This is a genomic window from Mesobacillus boroniphilus JCM 21738 (genome assembly GCF_000517385.1).
In the GTDB taxonomy this organism is placed as follows: domain Bacteria; phylum Bacillota; class Bacilli; order Bacillales; family Cytobacillaceae; genus Mesobacillus; species Mesobacillus boroniphilus.
Genome location: NZ_BAUW01000075.1, coordinates 1 through 19105, shown reverse-complemented (window position 1 = coordinate 19105; position 19105 = coordinate 1). Strand labels below are relative to the sequence as shown.

14 protein-coding genes and 6 pseudogenes are annotated in these 19105 nt (G+C 43.4%); 1 reads left to right on the top strand and 19 read right to left on the bottom strand.

All coding sequences use genetic code 11. The features are described from left to right. Positions 1-69: 69 nt before the first annotated feature. The 17 genes and pseudogenes from spoVT to rnmV form a co-directional block, all read right to left on the bottom strand. A pseudogene (spoVT, locus tag JCM21738_RS16800) lies at positions 70-605 on the bottom strand (stage V sporulation protein T). Positions 606-947: 342 nt separating this feature from the next. Then, on the bottom strand, positions 948-4484 hold the full coding sequence (gene mfd / locus JCM21738_RS16795) for a transcription-repair coupling factor (RefSeq protein WP_023613310.1): 3537 nt from the start codon (positions 4482-4484) through the stop codon (positions 948-950). A 101-nt stretch (positions 4485-4585) separates the two neighbouring features. Beyond that, positions 4586-4815: pseudogene (fin, locus tag JCM21738_RS23500) on the bottom strand (anti-sigma-F factor Fin). A 147-nt stretch (positions 4816-4962) separates the two neighbouring features. Further along, positions 4963-5523, bottom strand: coding sequence for an aminoacyl-tRNA hydrolase (gene pth, locus JCM21738_RS16785; RefSeq protein WP_023613312.1), 561 nt, complete (start codon positions 5521-5523; stop codon positions 4963-4965). A 147-nt stretch (positions 5524-5670) separates the two neighbouring features. After that, positions 5671-6303 (bottom strand): 50S ribosomal protein L25/general stress protein Ctc, encoded by a 633-nt coding sequence (locus JCM21738_RS16780; protein ID WP_031307622.1) that lies wholly within the window; start codon positions 6301-6303, stop codon positions 5671-5673. Positions 6304-6648: 345 nt separating this feature from the next. Further along, the gene (locus JCM21738_RS16775; RefSeq protein WP_023613314.1) at positions 6649-7605 is read right to left on the bottom strand and encodes a ribose-phosphate diphosphokinase; all 957 of its coding nucleotides are present in this window, start codon (positions 7603-7605) and stop codon (positions 6649-6651) included. Positions 7606-7623: 18 nt separating this feature from the next. Next, positions 7624-8997, bottom strand: coding sequence for a bifunctional UDP-N-acetylglucosamine diphosphorylase/glucosamine-1-phosphate N-acetyltransferase GlmU (gene glmU / locus JCM21738_RS16770; protein ID WP_023613315.1), 1374 nt, complete (start codon positions 8995-8997; stop codon positions 7624-7626). Positions 8998-9219: 222 nt separating this feature from the next. Next, a complete protein-coding gene (spoVG, locus tag JCM21738_RS16765) occupies positions 9220-9510 on the bottom strand; it encodes a septation regulator SpoVG (protein WP_023613316.1) in 291 nt (96 codons plus the stop codon). Next, positions 9497-9721 (bottom strand): hypothetical protein, encoded by a 225-nt coding sequence (locus tag JCM21738_RS16760; RefSeq protein WP_023613317.1) that lies wholly within the window; start codon positions 9719-9721, stop codon positions 9497-9499. The genes spoVG and JCM21738_RS16760 overlap by 14 nt, the downstream gene beginning before the upstream one ends. A 447-nt stretch (positions 9722-10168) precedes the next feature. After that, positions 10169-10543 (bottom strand): RidA family protein, encoded by a 375-nt coding sequence (locus JCM21738_RS16755; RefSeq protein ID WP_023613318.1) that lies wholly within the window; start codon positions 10541-10543, stop codon positions 10169-10171. Between the two features lie 32 nt (positions 10544-10575). Continuing rightward, positions 10576-11399: pseudogene (gene purR, locus JCM21738_RS16750) on the bottom strand (pur operon repressor). Between the two features lie 55 nt (positions 11400-11454). Next, entirely contained in the window at positions 11455-12324 is an 870-nt protein-coding gene (gene ispE / locus JCM21738_RS16745; protein WP_023613320.1) for a 4-(cytidine 5'-diphospho)-2-C-methyl-D-erythritol kinase, read from the bottom strand. Positions 12325-12697: 373 nt separating this feature from the next. Next, positions 12698-12877 carry a small, acid-soluble spore protein, alpha/beta type gene (locus JCM21738_RS16740; RefSeq protein WP_023613321.1) on the bottom strand — a complete coding sequence of 60 codons (180 nt, stop codon included), beginning with the start codon at positions 12875-12877 and terminating at the stop codon, positions 12698-12700. Between the two features lie 139 nt (positions 12878-13016). Beyond that, positions 13017-13280: a biofilm formation stimulator Veg gene (gene veg / locus JCM21738_RS16735; protein WP_023613322.1), complete on the bottom strand. Its 264-nt coding sequence runs from the start codon at positions 13278-13280 to the stop codon at positions 13017-13019. 197 nt (positions 13281-13477) lie between these two features. Continuing rightward, a pseudogene (gene yabG, locus JCM21738_RS16730) lies at positions 13478-14355 on the bottom strand (sporulation peptidase YabG). A gap of 270 nt (positions 14356-14625) precedes the next feature. Then, positions 14626-15503: pseudogene (gene rsmA, locus JCM21738_RS16725) on the bottom strand (16S rRNA (adenine(1518)-N(6)/adenine(1519)-N(6))-dimethyltransferase RsmA). Further along, complete coding sequence (rnmV, locus tag JCM21738_RS16720) at positions 15496-16056, bottom strand: ribonuclease M5 (protein ID WP_031307623.1); 561 nt, start codon at positions 16054-16056, stop codon at positions 15496-15498. The pseudogene rsmA and the gene rnmV overlap by 8 nt, the downstream one beginning before the upstream one ends. Positions 16057-16175: 119 nt before the next feature. Between rnmV and JCM21738_RS16715 the strand changes: the two genes are divergently transcribed. Then, a complete protein-coding gene (locus JCM21738_RS16715) occupies positions 16176-16379 on the top strand; it encodes a hypothetical protein (RefSeq protein WP_023613326.1) in 204 nt (67 codons plus the stop codon). Positions 16380-16581: 202 nt separating this feature from the next. Here JCM21738_RS16715 and JCM21738_RS16710 read toward each other — a convergent pair whose 3' ends face one another. Next, on the bottom strand, positions 16582-17766 hold the full coding sequence (locus JCM21738_RS16710) for a resuscitation-promoting factor (RefSeq protein WP_023613327.1): 1185 nt from the start codon (positions 17764-17766) through the stop codon (positions 16582-16584). A 237-nt stretch (positions 17767-18003) separates the two neighbouring features. Beyond that, a pseudogene (locus tag JCM21738_RS16705) lies at positions 18004-18770 on the bottom strand (TatD family hydrolase). Between the last annotated feature and the right edge of the window lie 335 nt (positions 18771-19105).

The window sequence follows — 19105 nt, the reverse complement described above, 5'->3', positions numbered from 1 at the left end:
TGAAAAGAGGCAGCCTTGTCAGCTGCCCTTTCAGGTAAGATTATAATACAGTAAAATCACGAATCTTGATTATTGCTCCATCTGTCTTGCCAGGAAGCCTGCAGCTGTTTCAACAGCTTTTTGTTCCACATCTCCCAATGAGCCTTCTTTAGAGAAGATAATGACTGCCCCGATTGGATCTCCGTTTGCGATAATCGGCCCTATTGTATAGGCAGATGCAGGCTCTTCATTCCCCTCAACAAGCGAAATGTTAGTCTGCTGGTTCACAAGGGACGAAGTGCGGTCTTCCATCGTCTTTTCAACAAGTTCACTGATGTTTTATTCAAGTAGTCCTTCTTGGAACCTCCAGCCAATGCGATATAAGTATCTCTATCGCAAATCAATACCGGGTTGCCTAAGCTATCATACAGCGCTTCTGCATACTCCTTCGCAAAATCGCTCAGTTCACTGATTGGTGAATACTTCTTTAAAATGACTTCACCATCACGGTCCACAAAGATTTCGAGTGGATCTCCTTCACGGATACGAAGTGTTCTTCTAATTTCTTTAGGAATTACGACACGACCTAAATCATCGATTCGACGAACAATACCAGTTGCTTTCATCCAACGTTGCCTCACTTTCATCTGATGATTATTTTTGTAGGTAAGGTTGTTTTTGTATTGATTCTTGCTTTTCAGAAATAATCCTTTTGCCTAAGTTTTACGAAATGAGCCTTCGATAAAGATAATGCCTTTATTAATCAACCTTACCAAGATTTGAACTTAGTATCTTTCATATGGAAAGTTCTATACACTTCTCATTATTATTTTCTTTGAAGTGATAAAGGTGCCAAAAACGGATAAACCTTCCAGCTAATAATTGCGTACACACAAAAAGTACCCTTGTCTAACTTTTTTGAAACACTGTATCATTTTACATTTAGATTACAAATTATTTCCATATGGTTACGAAACTGTATTTTCTTGTTCTTTTTGGGAGTCATGAAGTCCCTTAATCATCTCGAAAGTTATGTCGAACCAGCGGTCGTTTTTCATGCCTCCCATGTGAACGACCATTTTCAGTTTTTTGCCATCCATTCCAAGCCCGACTGCATTCCTGTATTGGCTGCTTAGCTTGAACACCTTCTGACCATCAATTCTGCTGCTTCCATCCTCTGTTAAAAGAATCGTTACATCCTGCTTTACCTGTTTGATTGTTTCCACACCTGCGGTGATTGCATAGACCTTAAGTTCCGCTACCTTAAATAGGGTTTCCACCTCTGCAGGATATTCACCGAACCTGTCGGTAATTTCCTCTTTCAATTCATCGATATCCTTCAATGTCTCTATACCACGGAAACGCTTATACATCTCGATTTTCTGGTGCCCCTCAGAGATGTAGCTATCAGGTATATATGCATCAAGTTCAAGATCAATTTCAATCGAAGGCTTGCGGACTTGATCCTTCTCAGGCTTCCGTTCCTCAATTGCTTCCTTGAGCATCTGTGAATAAAGATCAAAACCGACTGAGTCAATAAAGCCATGCTGCTGGGCACCGAGCAGATTACCGGCACCACGTATTGAGAGGTCACGCATCGCGATCTTAAAACCAGAGCCAAGCTCGGTGAATTCCTTGATGGTCTGAAGGCGTTTTTCCGCCACCTCAGTGAGAATCTTGTCTTTCCGGTAAGTGAAATAGGCGTAGGCTACCCTGTTCGAGCGTCCTACCCGTCCTCTTAGCTGATAAAGCTGGGAAAGACCCATTTTATCTGCATCATAAACAATCAGTGTATTTACATTTGGAATATCCACACCTGTCTCAATGATTGTCGTGCTGACCAGGACATCATATTCTCCTTCAAGGAAACCAAGCATGACAGATTCCAATTCATTTTCAGTCATGCGGCCGTGTGCAAAAGTAACACGTGCATCTGGCACAAGCATGGAAATCTCTTCAGCCTTCCTTTCGATATCCTCAACTCGGTTATAAAGGAAGTATACTTGTCCGTCCCTGGCAAGCTCTCGTTCAATCGACTCACGGACAAGTCCCCCATTGTATTCCATGACATATGTCTGGACAGGGAACCGGTTTTCAGGCGGCGTTTCAATGACTGATAAATCCCTGACACCGAGCATCGACATGTGCAGCGTCCTTGGAATGGGCGTCGCCGTCAAAGTCAAGACATCTACATTCGTCTTTAGCTGCTTGATTTTTTCCTTGTGTGTTACTCCAAAGCGTTGTTCTTCATCGATGATCAGCAGGCCAAGGTCGCTGTAAGTGATTTCTTTTGATAAGAGCCTGTGGGTTCCAACAACAATATCAACACTTCCGGCCTTCAGTCCCTTGATCGTCTCCGTTTGCTGCTTGCGGGTACGGAACCTGCTCAACAAACCAATGTTAATCGGGAAGTCCTGGAACCTTTCCCTGAGGGTCTCATAGTGCTGTTGCGCTAAGATGGTCGTTGGCACAAGGAAGGCCACCTGTTTACCATCAGCAATCGCCTTGAAGGCAGCCCTGATTGCCACCTCAGTTTTGCCATAGCCGACATCTCCGCAAAGCAGGCGGTCCATCGGACGTTCACGTTCCATATCAAGCTTGATTTCATGAATTGAACGAACCTGGTCTTCTGTTTCCTGATATGGGAACGTAGATTCAAAATCGCGCTGCATCTCGCCATCAGGAGAGAAAGCATGCCCAACGCTAGCCTCACGCTCTGCGTAAAGCTTGATCAAATCGTCCGCGATATCCTGGACAGAGGACTGAACCTTGCTCTTGACCCGTTTCCAATCACTGCCGCCGAGCTTGTAGACCTTAGGTTCTTTACCTTCTGAGCCAACGTATTTCTGGACAAGGTCAATCTGCTCGACCGGGACGTACAGCTTATCCGTTCCCTGGTAGCGGATATGGAGATAATCCTTATGGACTCCATTGATCACAAGCGTTTCGATGCCCAGGTATTTCCCGATCCCGTGGTTTATATGGACGACATAATCGCCAATCTTAAGCTCTGAATAACTCTTGATCCGCTCTGCATTCGACAGCTTTTGTCTTCTAGCAGGCTTCTTTGTTTTTTTATTGAAGAGTTCCTCTTCCGTAATCACAGCTATTTTCTGGATTGGGAATTCAAAGCCCGTATTCAGGCTGCCCTGGATAATCTGTACTTTTCCCGGCAGCAACTCCTGCTTGCTGCCCATTTTTACTGCATCAATTTCATAGTCTTCAAGAACACGCTCTAGCTTTTTGACTCTTTCGGCGTCCGGACCAAGGAAAATAACCGCATAGTTTCCTTTGCGCCAGCGGTCGACCTCACCCTTAAGCACATGCATCTGTCCATGGAAATTCTGCATTTGCTTGCAGGAAATATTGATGATGTTTTGCGGACTCGTGTTTGGAACATGCCTTAAGAATAAAGATAGATACACAATTGGCTTTCCGGCTTTACTCATCAAGTCAGGCAGCTGGTGCGAAATCTTCAGGTCCTGGATGATCTGCCCTTCACCGAGGAGACTCGTATACCATTCCGCTTCTTCCTTGCTAAGAGACTCATTCATCTCCTGAACCCTGCTTATTTCATCGATGAACAGGAAACCATTAGACGGCAAGTAATCTATTAAACTTTGAGGCTTTTCGTACGCTATGGATAAGTACTTGAATACTTGATCAGGTTTTTGACCATTGCGAAGCTGTTCCAATTCATAGCCAATATTTTGTGACATCAGCGTCTTCGCTTTATCATCCTTAAGCTTCTTCAAGCTGCCTGAGAGCCCTTTTTCCAGCTCCGTGATCAGACGGTCGAGCTGTTCACTCTCGATTGGGTTTTCTGTCGCCGGTCCAATTGCCACCCTCTTCATTTTTTCCTTCGAGCGCTGGTCCTCAAGCGAAAATGTCCTAATTGAGTCAACCTCAGCATCAAACAGCTCAATCCTGATTGGATCTGCCGATGTCAGTGGATAAATATCAATAATCCCGCCGCGGAGGCTGAATTCACCTGGAGCCGAAACCATTCCCGCCCTAACATAGCCCATGCTGACTAACAGGTTAAGTACCGATTCGAGATCGATCTCTTCACCAAGCTTGAATGTCAGCTGGAATTTCGACCATAAATCCTTTGGCGGCAGCATCTTCCTCAGGCCAGCCATTGGGACTATCACAATTCCTGTCTTCTTTTTGCTCCAATGATTCAGGGCTTCTATTCTCTGTGCCTTCAGCTCAGGGCTTGAAATACTTATTTCAGCGGCAATCAATTCATTTGCCGGGTAAAGATAAACATCATTTTCCCCTATTAAATTACCAAGATCATCATATAGTTTTTGTGCTTGCAATAAATTATGTGTGACGATCAGGACGGGGCGCTTTGTCTGTTCATAGATTGCGGCTAAAAAGACAGTCCTCGCCGAACCAGACAGCCCTGCGACGAGCTGTTCCCTAAGCCCCGCATCCATTCCGGAAATAACAGATTGGACATCATCCTGATGACTAATTAGAGCTTTCAGCCCCTGCATCCAAACCTCTCCCTCTCTATAAAAAATGCTAATCTTTCCTTTTAAAAATGATGGCCAATGTACAAACAGAAAAATGCTTTGGATGAGGAATCCAAAGCTTGTCAGTGAATCAGGTAGTCATGCTGGTGGAAGTCTGGGTTGCGTTCCAGGGCTTCCTGACAGTCTTCACAGATCGATTTTATATGGATGTCACCATTTCCTGCGTAAGAAACCATCTCCTGGCGCTCTTCCTCGTTCAGCTTATGCAGCCTAAACTTTCACTGTGGACAGACAAACTGTCCAGTGAGCCAATTTTCGTGCCGCAATGACGGCAATGATAATGTATAGCCATGCCCGTCCCCCTCAAATTAAGTCATTATTCATTATTGACTCTTTGGCAGGAACTTATGCACTTAGCCTATTGTATGATTCTATTTTTACATTATATTACTTGATCATAAGATTGGCATGTTTATTTCGCCATCTTCCATAAATTCTTCTATTGATTAAATGTATTCATAACTTCTAAGAAAGGCTTTTTAATCCATTCCTCACATGCATCGGCAGATTTCTTTACCGCTTCAGCCATCTGTTCGTTTTCTTCCCCGGTAAAACGGCCTAGTACCCAATCCGTGATCGCCATTCCGTTTGCAGGGCGGCTGATGCCTACCTTGATTCGCTTGAATTCCTGTGTTCCAGTATGGGCAATCGTCGACTTAATTCCATTATGGCCGCCAGCGCTGCCTTTTTGGCGCAATCTGATTCTTCCCGTCGGCATATCGAGATCATCATAGATCACGACTAGATTCTCCACATCCATATCATAAAAATCCATAATGGCCCTGATTGACTCCCCAGAAAGGTTCATATAGGTTAAAGGCTTAAGCAGGATAACCTTTTCACCACCGACAAATCCTTTTCCATATAAGCCTTTAAGCTTTGCCTGATCCAATGGAATATTCCATCGTTTTGATAACTCATCAATGACTTCAAAGCCAATATTGTGCCTTGTTTTATCATATTGCCTTCCTGGATTCCCAAGTCCAACAAATAACTTCACATTCCACACCCCTAACCAAACACATATCATTTCTTTTAGTTGGATTATTCCCCTTGATTCAGGGGAAAACCAGAAATACTTTCTATTTATAATGTACATGAAAACCGCAAAAGACGTAACCCCTTTCAGGCTACGTCTACTGCAGCTTTATTCTTCGCTCGCTTTAATTTCTCTTCCTTCTTCATTTTCTGGCTCTCCTGGTTCTTGTTCTTCTCCAGAATTGATCTCTTCTTCCACTTTAGGAGGAAGGATTGAAACGATTACCGTGTTTTCGTCATCATTAATTTCGTAATTTCCTGTTTTGATATCAGCAAGTGTCAGGTTTTCATTAACTTGCAGGTTTGTGACATCCACATCAATTGACTCAGGGATATTGCCTGGAGTCGAGGTAATGTTCACTTCGTGTATCGGCTGCTGAAGTACGCCGCCGTCCTTGACACCCGCAGCATCGCCCACGAGGTTTACTCGGACGCTTGCATGTACCTTGGAGCTTTTATCGACAACAAGGAAATCTGCATGGAGAATCTCATTCTTGATGTGGTCTTCCTGGTAATCAGTCAGCATGACGCTATGCTGGCTGCCGCCCAAATCAAGTGAAATGACGCCATTTCGCCCATTTTCGCGAATGGTCTTCACAAACTCGATGCTGTCTACATAAATCGACTTACTATCAGTTGACCTTCCATAGACAACTGCTGGAATATTGCCCTCCTGGCGTAATTTCCTCAAAATAGAACGTTGAGTACCTGTGCGCTCTTTTGCTTTCAATACTGCACTCATGGTTTTGTCCCCTTCCTTTTTCGTAAGTACTTGTCTATATAAAAATGCCCCAAAATAGGAAGGTCTAAACGTTCTACTTTTTTTAGAGGCTCTATTAAATATGACTGTTGAGTTTCATTCCAGGCACTTTCGCTCTCCATGGGAAATTGCTACAGGTTTTTGACAGCTTTGGCCTCTTTTTCTCAAAAGCTGTCTCAATTACGAGCTTTTCTTGACAGCTTCAGCCTCTTCTTCGGTAAGGCGTAAGAAAAGCGCAAGCGCTTGGTCACCTCAGACCGTATGTAAAAGCAAAGAAAAACAAGAGTAGGCTTGCCAATTGGCAAGCCTGTAATTCCTTATAAAAAATCAATCAAATAATGTGCTGACTGATTGCTCTTCGTGGACGCGGATAATCGCTTCCCCAATCAATGGAGCAACAGACAGTTGATGGATCCTGTCAACGCGTTTTTCTTCCGCAAGTGCGATTGAATTTGTCACAACCAGTTCTTTAATCTTGGAGTTTTCGATACGCTCAATTGCTGGACCTGACAATACAGGGTGTGTACAGCATGCGTATACTTCAAGTGCTCCATTTTCAACTAACGCATTTGCAGCCAATGTAATTGTTCCTGCAGTGTCGATAATATCATCAATCAAAATGGCAACCTTGCCTTCAATATTACCAACGATGTTCATAACTTCAGCAACATTCGGCTTTGGACGGCGCTTATCGATGATCGCAATCGGTGCTTTCAATCTTTCGGCCATCTTTCTTGCACGTGTAACTCCGCCATGATCAGGAGATACAATGACGACGTCTCCCTTCAATTCCTTGTTCTTGATGTAGTCAGCAAGGATTGGCACTCCCATCAAGTGGTCGATTGGAATATCAAAGAATCCTTGGATTTGCGGAGCGTGAAGGTCAAGCGTGATCACGCGAGTTGCGCCCGCTGTCTCGAGCAGGTTCGCCACAAGCTTAGCCGTGATTGGCTCACGCGCGCGTGCTTTACGATCCTGTCTTGCATAGCCGTAATAAGGCATAACAATATTGATTGTTTTAGCTGATGCCCGCTTTAATGCATCAATCATGATCAACAATTCCATGATGTTCTCATTTACTGGAGAGCTAGTTGACTGGATGACATACACATCGCAGCCACGGATGCTTTCTTCAATGTTAATCTGGATTTCTCCGTCGCTGAACTGGGAAACAGAGCATTTTCCTAGCTCTACTCCGATTACCTTCGCGATTTCCTGGGCAAGTTCAACATTTGAGTTAAGTGAAAAAACCTTCAAATTTGGATCAAGATACTGGTTTGACATTATGGACCTCCAAGACTCTTATTTCTTTACGTTCATTTTCCCTACATAATCTTCTTTGTTGACTTGACGAGCGCGAGCAAGCGCCAGTGCTTCACCTGGAACATCTTCAGTGATCGTGGAGCCGGCTGCTACATATGCGCCTTTACCAACCGTCACTGGTGCAACAAGATTGGAATTACAGCCAATGAATACGCCATCTTCAATCTTGGTCAAAAACTTATTTTTGCCATCATAATTCACTGTGATGGATCCGCAGCCGATATTCACATCGGCACCGACTTCTGCATCACCGATATAGCTAAGGTGGGAAGCTTTGCTTCCTTTGCCAAATACCGCTTTTTTAATTTCGACAAAATTGCCGATTTTCACTTCGTCATTGATATTAGATTCCGGCCTGATATGCGCGAAAGGCCCGATATTTACTTCGGAGCCAATTATGCTGTCGAAGGCAGCTGATTGGCGAATAACTGTATTGTTTCCAATTTCGCAGTTGCTGATTTCAGTATTAGGTCCAATCTGGCATTCAGAGCCGATGAAGGTGCTGCCAGAAAGCTTCGTACCCGGGAAAATAACTGTATCCTGTCCAACCATCACATCCGGTTCAATATACGTGTTATCAGGATCGATGATCGATACGCCATTGCGCATATGATACTCGTTGATCCGCTTTTTCATCGTGCGTTCAGCTTGGGCAAGAGCGACGCGATCATTGACGCCAAGCGTCTCCGCGAAGTTATCTGTCACATAGGCAGATACGATTTCACCCTGGTTTTTCAGGATCTCGATGACATCCGGAAGATAATATTCTCCCTGGACATTATCATTTGATACATTTTGGATCGCATCGAATAACATTTGATTGTCGAAGCAATATGTACCAGTGTTTATTTCATTGATGCTTCTTTCCTGCTCGCTCGCATCCTTATGCTCAACAATTTTTTCAACAAAACCTTCTCCGTTCCTGACAATCCTGCCATAGCCAGTTGGGTCCTCAGCTCTCGCAGTCAGGATAGTTGCTTTGGCGTTTGTCTCTTCATGGTGCTTGAAAAGAGCTTCCATTGTTTCATCCTTGATCAGCGGAGTATCACCACAGACAACGATTGTGACTCCCTCTTTATCTGCAAGCAAGTCACCTGCCTGCTGCACAGCATGAGCAGTTCCTAGCTGTTCTGCCTGAAGGGCATACTGGCTATCTTCACCGAGCTGATCTTTCACTTTTTCCGCTCCATGACCGACAATGGTCACGATTTCGTTTATATCAAGACTTTTCACCTGGTCAATTACATGCTGTACCATTGGCTTGCCGCATACAGGGTGAAGTACCTTATACAATTTGGACTTCATTCTTGTTCCCTGGCCGGCTGCTAAAATGATGGCATAACGATTAGACATTAGCAGGCCTCCAATTTACCTTTTTATCCATTACGAATATATCTTAAATAGCCAGCCATTTCAAGAATAGAAGAACAAGTACAATTATTTGTCAGTTTAGGGGTAGAGTATTCCTATAAAAAAAGAAAAAAATATAAAAACTGGTTTGGTTTGGGGACAAACGGGAAATAAAAAAGAGCCTTACTAATACAGCAGGCTCTTGTTGTTATGCAATTATATATTCTAGGAAGCGCCGGCTTCTTCGAATTCAACTTCTAACTCACCTAAACGGTGGTACTCTGCCAAAACAGCATCCTGGATCTTTCCGCGTGTACCCGAATTAATCGGATGCGCGATATCACGGAACTCGCCATCAGGAGTGCGTTTACTTGGCATTGCAACAAATAGGCCGTTGTTTCCATCAATCACCCTGATATCATGGACAACAAACTCGTTGTCAAGCGTGATGGAAGCGATCGCTCTCATCCGTCCATCTGTATTAACGCGGCGTAATCTTACGTCAGTTACTTCCATTCTGTTCACCACCTTTACAAATAGATAAAATTCTAGTTAAATAATTCCACGTTGAAATCAAATCTCCTTCTTTTACAAGAAAATTTTTTTGAAAAACTTGGTCGAATTTGTGAACTTTTTCATAAAGAAAGCCTTTACAAGCTGTTCCATCTTCATAAAATAGGCTTTTTCGGCTATTGACGATGCAAAAAAACTCTAAAAACACTTTCATCAACTTAATCTCTTTCTTATCTATTTATCCAGAATTAGTTTTGTGTTATAAATGTTCATAAAGGCAAATAGATGCTTTCTGGAATCCAGTAGAGTGTGTAAGCCTTAAGTGCAGTTACCCTAATGAGGCAATTCTTTCTTGAGTTTTCTACTGTCTGACTATTTTTCCCATTGAAGTATATATATTTGCCATTCTTGTGACCGTCAAACCCTTTTTCTCCCTTGTCTGGCACATGTTGCCCTTTCTTGTGATTTATACAGTCTCTTCCTAATGTTAGATCTCACTTTTTCAACAATATAAGAAAAGCGCAAGCGCCGACCGGTGAAGTCACTCTTTGACTTCATCGGGCGGACCGAAACGTCTCGAGGGGCTAGGCGCTGGAGCTAGACACTAATCTAAGTAAAAAGTTTTATACTTTCTTTCTTATAAGATAAAAAAAACGCTCGTTTATTTAACGAGCGCTACTACTTCGATTTCTACCAAGGCATCCTTTGGCAGTCTTGCCACTTCTACAGTGGAGCGTGCTGGTGTATGTGTGTTGAAATACTCTGCATATACTTCATTCAATTGAGCGAATTCATCCATATTTTTGATGAAGACAGTTGCTTTTACGACTGTTTCAAGCGATGCACCTGCTGCCTCTAGAACAGCTTGCAAGTTTTTGAATACCTGATGCGTCTGGACCTGTATATCTCCTTCGACCATTATCCCCTCTGGAGTCAAAGGAATCTGGCCAGAGCTGTAGAAAAGATTGTTCACAACTACACCTTGCGAATATGGACCGATAGCGGCAGGCGCGTTTGAAGTTTGTACAATATTCATATTGTCACCTCGTCTATTTGTTATATGAACAACTATTCTCTGCGAGCGAAATAATTTCCTTCACTCACGGTAATATTTCGTTCTTTTACGTCTACATCTGACAGCCGGACGAGTGAAAGATACTCATCGACAAGTCTTTCTTCGATATTCTCCGATTCAACCAGTACCGCGATCCCCGCTAACTCTGCATTAAACTCTTCAAGCAAGTTGATCATGCCATTGACCGTACCGCCTGCTTTCATGAAGTCATCGACAATCAGAACCTTCGAACCTTCTGCAAGGCTGCGCTTTGATAGCACCATCGTCTGGATTCTTTTTGAAGAACCTGAAACATAGTTGATACTGACCGTCGACCCTTCCGTCACTTTGCTATCCCTTCTGACAATCACGACAGGAACATTCAAGTAGCTTGCGACTGCGTAAGCGATTGGAATCCCCTTCGTAGCCACGGTCATGACAACTTCGATATCCTTATCTGCAAAGGCAGATGCAAGCAGCCTTCCGACTTCCTGCACAATCGCTGGATTTCCAAGGATATCATTCATATAAAGGTAACCGCCTGGCAGCAATCGATCAGGACTTGCCATTACGGTACACAGTTCATCGATTACCTTCCTGGCCTTTTCTTCACTGACCTGGACATGGAACTTGACTCCCCCGGCAGCGCCAGGCACAGTCTGAAGGACACCGATTCCCCGCTGTTCAAATGTTTCTTTGATGATTCCGAGATCTTCACTGATCGAGACTTTGCTGAACCATACTTATCGGCAAAATAGGTTAACGGTACCAATTGGCGCGGATGTTCCAGTAAATAGGTAGTCATATCGATCAAACGCTCGCTGCGTCGAAATTTCATTCAAGAACCTCCAAAATCCGAATATTTAAGGTTAATATACCACTATTATACGGATTTAATCAAGATTGTGGCGCTCTCCAAGCATTCTCACAGCAAATACTTGGTCACAGAACCCTCGTAGGCCGTTATAAATACGATGCATCCGCGAATCATGGGCGACAAGGCTGAATACTGTCGGTCCGCTTCCGCTCATCAAAACGGCGTCAGCACCAAACCTCTTCATTTGGTCCTTGATCTGCGCTACCTCAGGATAAAGCGAAAGCGTCACATCTTCCAAAACATTTCCGACACTGTTGCAGACCCCATGAAAATCTCCATTTTCAATCGCGGATATCATTTGCTTTGTAGGCGGATGCTGAACCTTCTCTACATTTAGACGACGATACACTTCTGCGGTCGATACACCGATAAATGGCTTCGCCAAAACAATCCAGCACGTCGGCGGTGCCGGCAGTTGTTCGATAATTTCCCCTCTGCCTGTTGCAAGCGCAGTTCCTCCGTAAACACAGAAAGAAACGTCCGAACCAATTTCAGCGCCAAGCACAGCAAGCTCGTCCAATGACAGACCAAGCTTCCATAGCTTATTCAAGCCTCTTAACGTTGCCGCTGCATCACTGCTGCCGCCAGCAAGCCCTGCTGCCACCGGAATAGTCTTCTCAATGCCGATAATAACACCCTGTTTAATCTGGAACCTCTCTTTCAACAGACGCGCTGCCTGGTAAGCAAGATTCCGCTGATCATCAGGTACAAACCGATTATGGGAATGGATTACAATCCTGTCTTCTTCTAGTAAACTAAGTTCAATGCGATCAGCCAAATCAATCGTCGTCATGACCATTTCCACCTCATGGTAACCGTCCGGACGTTTATACAAAACATCAAGTGACAAATTGATTTTTGCTGGCGCCTTCACTAAAACCTTCACAACCTCCACCTACTTTAAACGAATTCCACATTTTGTCCTATTTTACCACAAAAAGAAAAGAAAAGCGCAAGCACCTTGGTCAGCCCCTCGAGTCGCTTGAACTGGACAATTCTCCAATTTAAAAACATACTCTCTGAGTAAAATATGTTAAGACTCCTCTGCAAGAAACATTCCTTTATTTTATCACTTGCATAATCGTGAATACAGTGATTTCACAAAGAATTAGAATTGCAGGAGGATACATGGAGGTTTCTCTCAATTTTGAATATGCAAAAAGCCGGAGCAATAGCCCCGGCACCGCGATGGATCTGAATTTTATTGGCAACTGCAAAAAACAGCTGTGTGGCAGTTTACAAAGAATTTTTTATCGGGGTCAGCGGTTCTGGTTCACAAGCTGCTGTTCGGCCAGCTCGATGGCTCGCTTCACCATGTTACCTGCGTCCTTAGCCTTTATGCCGCCCCATCCTTCATTCTGGACAACATCATAGAAGCCAAGTTCTTTCGCAAGCTCTTCCTTCAACCTTTCAGACATAATCCCTCTTCTTCTGCCCATTACTACCATCTCCTTTCACCACCGCGGTTTCCTTAGTATTTTGAAAAAAGGGATTTTCATGTGCGCCCTCTTTAAAAAAGGCAAAATAAAAAGCAGCTAACCCGAGAGTTGACTGCCTGTACTGCATTGAGCCAAAAAATTAGCTCAAAGCTATTGATCCTGTTGTATCTTCAAAGAAGGTAATTTCCACTGTTTCAGTTAAAACATCTGCGTAGCTGTACGAAACACGTTCAAAAGCATTTTCATCCTGGTCAAGCTCGATGACGAAAACAGAAGGATAAGTTTCGGCTAACACGCCAGAACGTTCAATCGTCTTTCTCCGTCCTCCGTTGGCCTTTAGCATGAGTCTTTTTCCTAAGTTTGAATCAAGCGCTTTTTTGATATCCGATAATGTTTTTGGCATTCGGTCCACCTCACTGTGTAAATTATAACACGCTGACACTATTTAGTCAAACAAAAACATAAATTATAACAGTACTTAAATTTAAAAGTCAATATATTTTGGACTTCTTTTTCTTCTAAATTTCAACAATTTTAGCGTAGCCTTTAATGCGATAAAATATGTACCAAAAAAATAAAAAACGCCGGACCGTATTTTATTCAGTCCGACGAATTTTTATTATATGGCATTCCTGTCCTTAATACTCCCTTTGTTTCGATGCCGCCAAGACCCTTATCACCAGTCAAGGTATTGCGAAGTACATCCCACACATTAATGCGCTCCATGAACGGTGTAAAGCTGATTTTAGCGACGATATAGACAGGATCAAGCGCATGGATATTCACTCTTGAAGGGGAACTGGCAAAATTGGCTCCAGCATGGATCAACGATTCAAAATGAGATTGGCACGCTCCAGCAAATATGACCAGCTGGTCCAGATGCGGAACCTTCTTTCTTGCCTCTCTTACTGTCTGGACAAAATGCTTGGAATGCCGATATGCATTCAGATCGTCCATTGATCCCTTGGACTTTGAATAAGCGTCATGTCCTGTAATGACCAATATATCGGGCCGGTAGTAATCAATCAGCGATCCGACTTTATCCCGCATTTCTTTTTCATTGCAATGGAATCCATAGACAGGGACTCCTACTTTCTCATATAGTGTCAGGCACTTTTTCAAGTAGTTCGGATCTCCATCAATATGGAGCACCTTCCCAGGCATCTGAAAGTAGTTATAAGACTTGCTGTAACCCTCAGTGGCTTCATATTCCTGTTTTTGCTGTAATAAATCTACATCCTGCCTGAATAGCTATATGACTGTTCTTCAAGTGAACGGAATTCCTTTGTCAGCCTCATGCGCATACTCGGATCTATTTTGATTAAATCTTCATAGGGCGCATCCGCAATCAATCGGAAGTCCTCACCATATAATATCGCAATTTTTTTGCCATGTTTCTCTCCGATATCGATAACCCGGAACATAATATCGCATTGATGCGAAACCCTGCCGACGATATCCATGAGGTTAATATTCATAATCCTCACTCCAATTGCACCGCACACAGGCTGCGCTAAGTGGTATTCTTACATAAAATATGCAGATACCCATAGACATGTGCTTTTCGAGACTCTGGAGGATTGCTTTATTGGTTCATTAAGGAAGGATATTCCTGAGTTTAGCTGTTATATTCCTGAAATCCTTGATATATTACTGAACCGTTGAGTTTTTTCCTGAAAAGTAGTTTATATTCCTTAATCACGGGTTATATTCCTAAACGTCAAAAAAAGCCCGGAAATCCCCGGACTTTAATGGAAAAATGGATACAGCTCATTGCTCAATTGAGCGAATTCTTCGATCGTCAAGTTTCTCCCCTGCGTGACTCTTCGACTCCTGCCTGCTGGAGTGCAGCTTGTATACTTTCTTTCTTCTGCTTTCCATCCGGCAGCTGGCTTGTCAGGTTATTCAAAATTGTCTTCCTTCGCTGTGCAAAACTCGATCTGGTGACGCGGAAGAAGAAGTCTTCATCTTTCACCTTCACTGGCGGCTCATCATGCAATGTCAATCTGATGACGGCTGAATCTACGTTTGGCTGCGGCATAAACACCGTTTTAGGAACAATCATCACTGTTTCAGCCTTTGTGTAATACTGCACTGCAATTGACAGTGAACCATATTCCTTCGTTCCGGGCTTGGCAGAGATTCTATCGCCAACCTCCTTTTGAAGCATACAGACGATTCCTCTGATCGGGAGCCTTTCCTCAAGCAGTTTCATCAGGATCGGTGTTGTAACGTAATATGGCAGGTTGGCAACGACCATAACATCTTCTTGCTCATTAAATTCCTGCTTCATCACTGCTTGAACATCTGCTTTCAATACATCACTATGAATGACTTTTACGTTTGGATAAGGGGATAGTGTATCCTCCAATATCGGCAGCAGGCGCTGGTCAATCTCAAAAGCCACAACTTTTTCCGCCCTTTTAGCCAACTGCTCAGTCAGCGCCCCGATTCCAGGGCCGATTTCTATCGCACCGCTATGGTCGGTTAACTCCGCATGGTCGACAATGCGGTTCAGAATATTTGTATCGATTAAGAAGTTCTGTCCAAGGCTCTTTTTAAAAGAAAAACCGTATTTATCCAGTATTTCCTTCGTTCTCACCGGGGTCGCAATATCTTTATGCATTTTGTTCCTCCTTAAGGATTTCTGCCAGTGCAGCTGCAAAATCCTGTCTTTTCACCTGAAACATCATTAGGCGCTTGTGCAATTGTTTCCCATTTGTATAACCAATACGCAGCATTCTGCCAAGCTTTTCACGCCTCTCCCTGGACCCTGGGCCGCCGATCAGGCCCGCAACAATCAAGTCTTCCTGGGTAATCTCCTCAACCGCCTCTGCGTCCATTACCTGAGCATCCTTCAGCGCTTCACGGATCACCTCGGGAGATGCATGTTCCACACCAAGGCCCCTTCCGGATTTAGGCTTCGCCAACTCCTTTGGGATAAAAGCATGCTTGCACCCTGCAACATGTTCTGAAATAGTTTTACGGATTTTTTCACCTGGAAAATCAGGGTCGGTAAAAACAATGACTCCCCGCTTTTCATGGGCGTTCCGAATCCGTTCAATCGTATCCGCATTAATCGCCGACCCATTCGTTTCAATCGTGTCCGCGTCAACAGCACGCCTGATCGCTGTCGTATCATCCTTACCCTCAACTACAATAATTTCTTTTAACTTCATGATTCCTCCAATTGAAAGCGCAAGCGCCTTGATCAGCCCCGACAAGCGCTGCCCGCCTTAAAACGCCACGTCCTGTGGCTGGCGGGTCTAGCACATCGTGTGCCACGGAGGGCCGACCGGTGAAGTCGTTCTTTGACTTCATTGGGCGGACCGAAATCGAAAAGTATAGCCGACTGTCCAGAAACGCAGAAACTGGAGACTCCAACAAAGAAGCGCTTTTTGCTTCTGCCGGCGGAGTTGAAGTTTCGAAGTTTCTAGGAGGCGACACTAGACAAGCGACTCGAGGGGCTAGGCGCTGGAGCTGGACATTTCTCGAAGTGTGATGGTTAAAATTCTTTTCTTTAATCAAAAAGCGCAAGCAAATTTAAAAAGAAATAAATTTTCTTTGAAATAAATGAAACATTTTTGAAATATAATCGTCTATATAGGTGTAAAGTTTTTTAAGCGATTACGTTTTTCTTATTATACCTTAAACGTAAAATGAAAAAACAAAAATGCAGAGGAAGGTTCCCCTGCATCCATGAATTAATTTAGAATTTTGATTTTAACAGTTTTGCGGCCCCAGCGGTATGCATCCGACTTTGAGGCGAAAAAGACATCGATTTTATTGCCTTTTATAGCTGATCCTTTATCGGCAGCAATTGCATAGCCATAGCCTTCAACGTATACTTTTGTTCCTAAAGGAATGACTCTTGGATCTACTGCAATGACCTTGATGTTAGGATTTGCCCTCAGGTTGATGCCAGTAGCCGTGTAGCCGGAGCAGCCGTTGCAGTCAGCAGTATACGCTGTGGATGAAACATAGAATTCCTTCCCTGCCGGTTCACTTGAGCCACGGGATACTTGAGCTACGATGACCTTCGTTCCCATTGCCACGACTTTATCCTGTTTTTCTTTCAGTTTCTTTTCACTGACCAGTTTTCTTGATACTTCCTTGCCGTTTTCAAGGATTACTTCATATTCCTTTGAAAGCAAGCCTTCCTGGCCTTCTGTTACGACTTTCTGCTTTCCTTTATCCAGTTTGCTGTCATTTTTCGTAACGACTGCATAGCTAATTGGTTCTTCCACTACATCGGTGACTTTTTCAACTCGAATGACATTAATCACGGCATCTTTAGTGACGTTCTGCTTTAATGCAGGCTCAACACGGTCCATTTTGTTCAGTGTGATTCCTTGCTGTGATAAAAAGTCAGCGACCGTAGTCGAAGTCGACCATACCTCTTGCTCTTTTCCGCCTACTACAACCTTGAGCGGGAAAGCTCTTTGAATGGCAATCTTCATATCTTGCTTTAATTTAGCGTCTGGGTTTTGGTTTAACTTGTCGTGTTCGTTTATAGCGATATTCTGTTCTTTCAGGAATTCGTCTACAGTATCGGCTGCTGTCCAATACGTTTTCTTTTCCTGATCTTGTATTAGCTCTACCTGTCTTGCCGGCTTCCACACAATCGATAGGTTGTTTTTAACCTCCGTGTTTGCCGCCAGCGATAAATAATCCTCTGAGCGCAATGAAATCTTGAGATCATTAAATATATCTTGGATAGTATCTGCGTGTGTTTTAATGACTCTTTCTTCGCCATCAAGTGTTAATGCAACTGTCTTTTTGGTCCCTTCATACATGAAGAACCCAAGAACAGCGGCAAAAACTACGAAACTAGCAGAAAAAATCACCAGTTTCTTCTTACTCAAAGTCTTGGAAAACAGGTTTTTCATACTATTAATCACGATGAAAAACGCCTCCTCTTCTCGGAGTGATTATAAAGATATTGTTGCCGACTTGTCAACCCAGACACCCTTGCCAAGCGTAGTCCCTATTATGCAAGATGCTCCATAAAAAGAAAAGCAAGAGTTATCGACACGGTTATCCTATGTCGCAAGTGAGACATGTAGAACTTTTTAGAAACATAAAAAGTTTGGACAACCTTGTTGAAAAATCGACAACATTCTTTATCACTTTATGCCGAATAATTTTTTTGCATTTTTGGCTGTTTCTTCTGCCACTTTCTCAAGAGTTAACCCTTTCAGTTCTGCAATTTGTTCAGCTACCAATTTTACATAGGCTGGTTCATTTCTCTTTCCGCGATATGGATGCGGAGTCAGGTATGGGCAATCTGTTTCGACCAAAAGACGGTCTAAGGGAAGCGCCTCTGCGACTTCCTTCGTTTTTTTGCATTTTTAAAAGTAACAGGGCCGCCAAGCGAAATATAGAAATTCATTTCAACGCATTCAAGTGCAGTTTCCACGCTGCCGCTGAAACAGTGCATGATTCCGCCTACTTCCCCGGCATTCTCTTCCTTTAAAACCTCTACTATGTCTGCTGTTGCATCACGATTATGTATGATAATAGGAAGTTGCACTTCTTTTGCCAGCCTGATTTGTTTGCGGAAGACCTCTTTCTGGATTTCCTTCGGTGACTTGTCCCAGTAATAATCAAGACCCATTTCCCCAAGTGCGACAACCTTTGGATGGCTTGCCAGTTCTTTCAGCCAATCCAGATGCTCCTGGGTCATATCAATCGCATCGACAGGATGCCATCCGACACTCGCATAAAGAAAGTCATAGCTTTCCGCCAGTTCTATCGCCTTTTTAATCGTTATTTCATCGAAACCGACAACCACCATATTCGTAACACCTTCAGCAATTGCGCGGTCAATGACCTCCTGGAGATCTTCGTTGAATTGTTCTGCGTTTAAGTGCACGTGTGTATCAAAAAGCATGTCAAAACTCCTTTGCAGCATTGCCCTGCAGTTTCATTCTAAACATCCCTGCCAAAAGGTTAAATAGAATGACTGCGATGTTTTTATTATTGTGATAAAGATGTGTCGATATCATAACTTTTTTTTATTGTAAAGGTCAAATTTTTGCAACTGTTTTCATAAAAAACCGACAATCGTCGGGAGTCGTTGCGTTATAAGATAGTATTAACTTTTCAATTTAGATTAGTGTCTAGCTCCAGCACCTGGCCCTTCGAGTCGCTTGTCTAGTGTCGCCTCCTAGAAACTTCGAAACTTCAACTCCGCCGGCAGAAGCAAAAAGCGCTTCTGCGGCGGAG

What these genes read in the sequence shown, in the direction of transcription:
- mfd (WP_023613310.1), bottom strand. Translation starts at nt 4,484, where the DNA reads ATGCAGGGGCTGAAAGCTCTAATTAGTCATCAGGATGATGTCCAATCT.
- JCM21738_RS16780 (WP_031307622.1), bottom strand. Translation starts at nt 6,303, where the DNA reads ATGAGTGCAGTATTGAAAGCAAAAGAGCGCACAGGTACTCAACGTTCT.
- JCM21738_RS16775 (WP_023613314.1), bottom strand. Translation starts at nt 7,605, where the DNA reads ATGTCAAACCAGTATCTTGATCCAAATTTGAAGGTTTTTTCACTTAAC.
- glmU (WP_023613315.1), bottom strand. Translation starts at nt 8,997, where the DNA reads ATGTCTAATCGTTATGCCATCATTTTAGCAGCCGGCCAGGGAACAAGA.
- spoVG (WP_023613316.1), bottom strand. Translation starts at nt 9,510, where the DNA reads ATGGAAGTAACTGACGTAAGATTACGCCGCGTTAATACAGATGGACGG.
- JCM21738_RS16760 (WP_023613317.1), bottom strand. Translation starts at nt 9,721, where the DNA reads ATGAAAGTGTTTTTAGAGTTTTTTTGCATCGTCAATAGCCGAAAAAGC.
- JCM21738_RS16755 (WP_023613318.1), bottom strand. Translation starts at nt 10,543, where the DNA reads ATGAATATTGTACAAACTTCAAACGCGCCTGCCGCTATCGGTCCATAT.
- JCM21738_RS16740 (WP_023613321.1), bottom strand. Translation starts at nt 12,877, where the DNA reads ATGGGCAGAAGAAGAGGGATTATGTCTGAAAGGTTGAAGGAAGAGCTT.
- veg (WP_023613322.1), bottom strand. Translation starts at nt 13,280, where the DNA reads ATGCCAAAAACATTATCGGATATCAAAAAAGCGCTTGATTCAAACTTA.
- rnmV (WP_031307623.1), bottom strand. Translation starts at nt 16,056, where the DNA reads ATGAAGTTAAAAGAAATTATTGTAGTTGAGGGTAAGGATGATACGACA.
- JCM21738_RS16710 (WP_023613327.1), bottom strand. Translation starts at nt 17,766, where the DNA reads ATGAAAAACCTGTTTTCCAAGACTTTGAGTAAGAAGAAACTGGTGATT.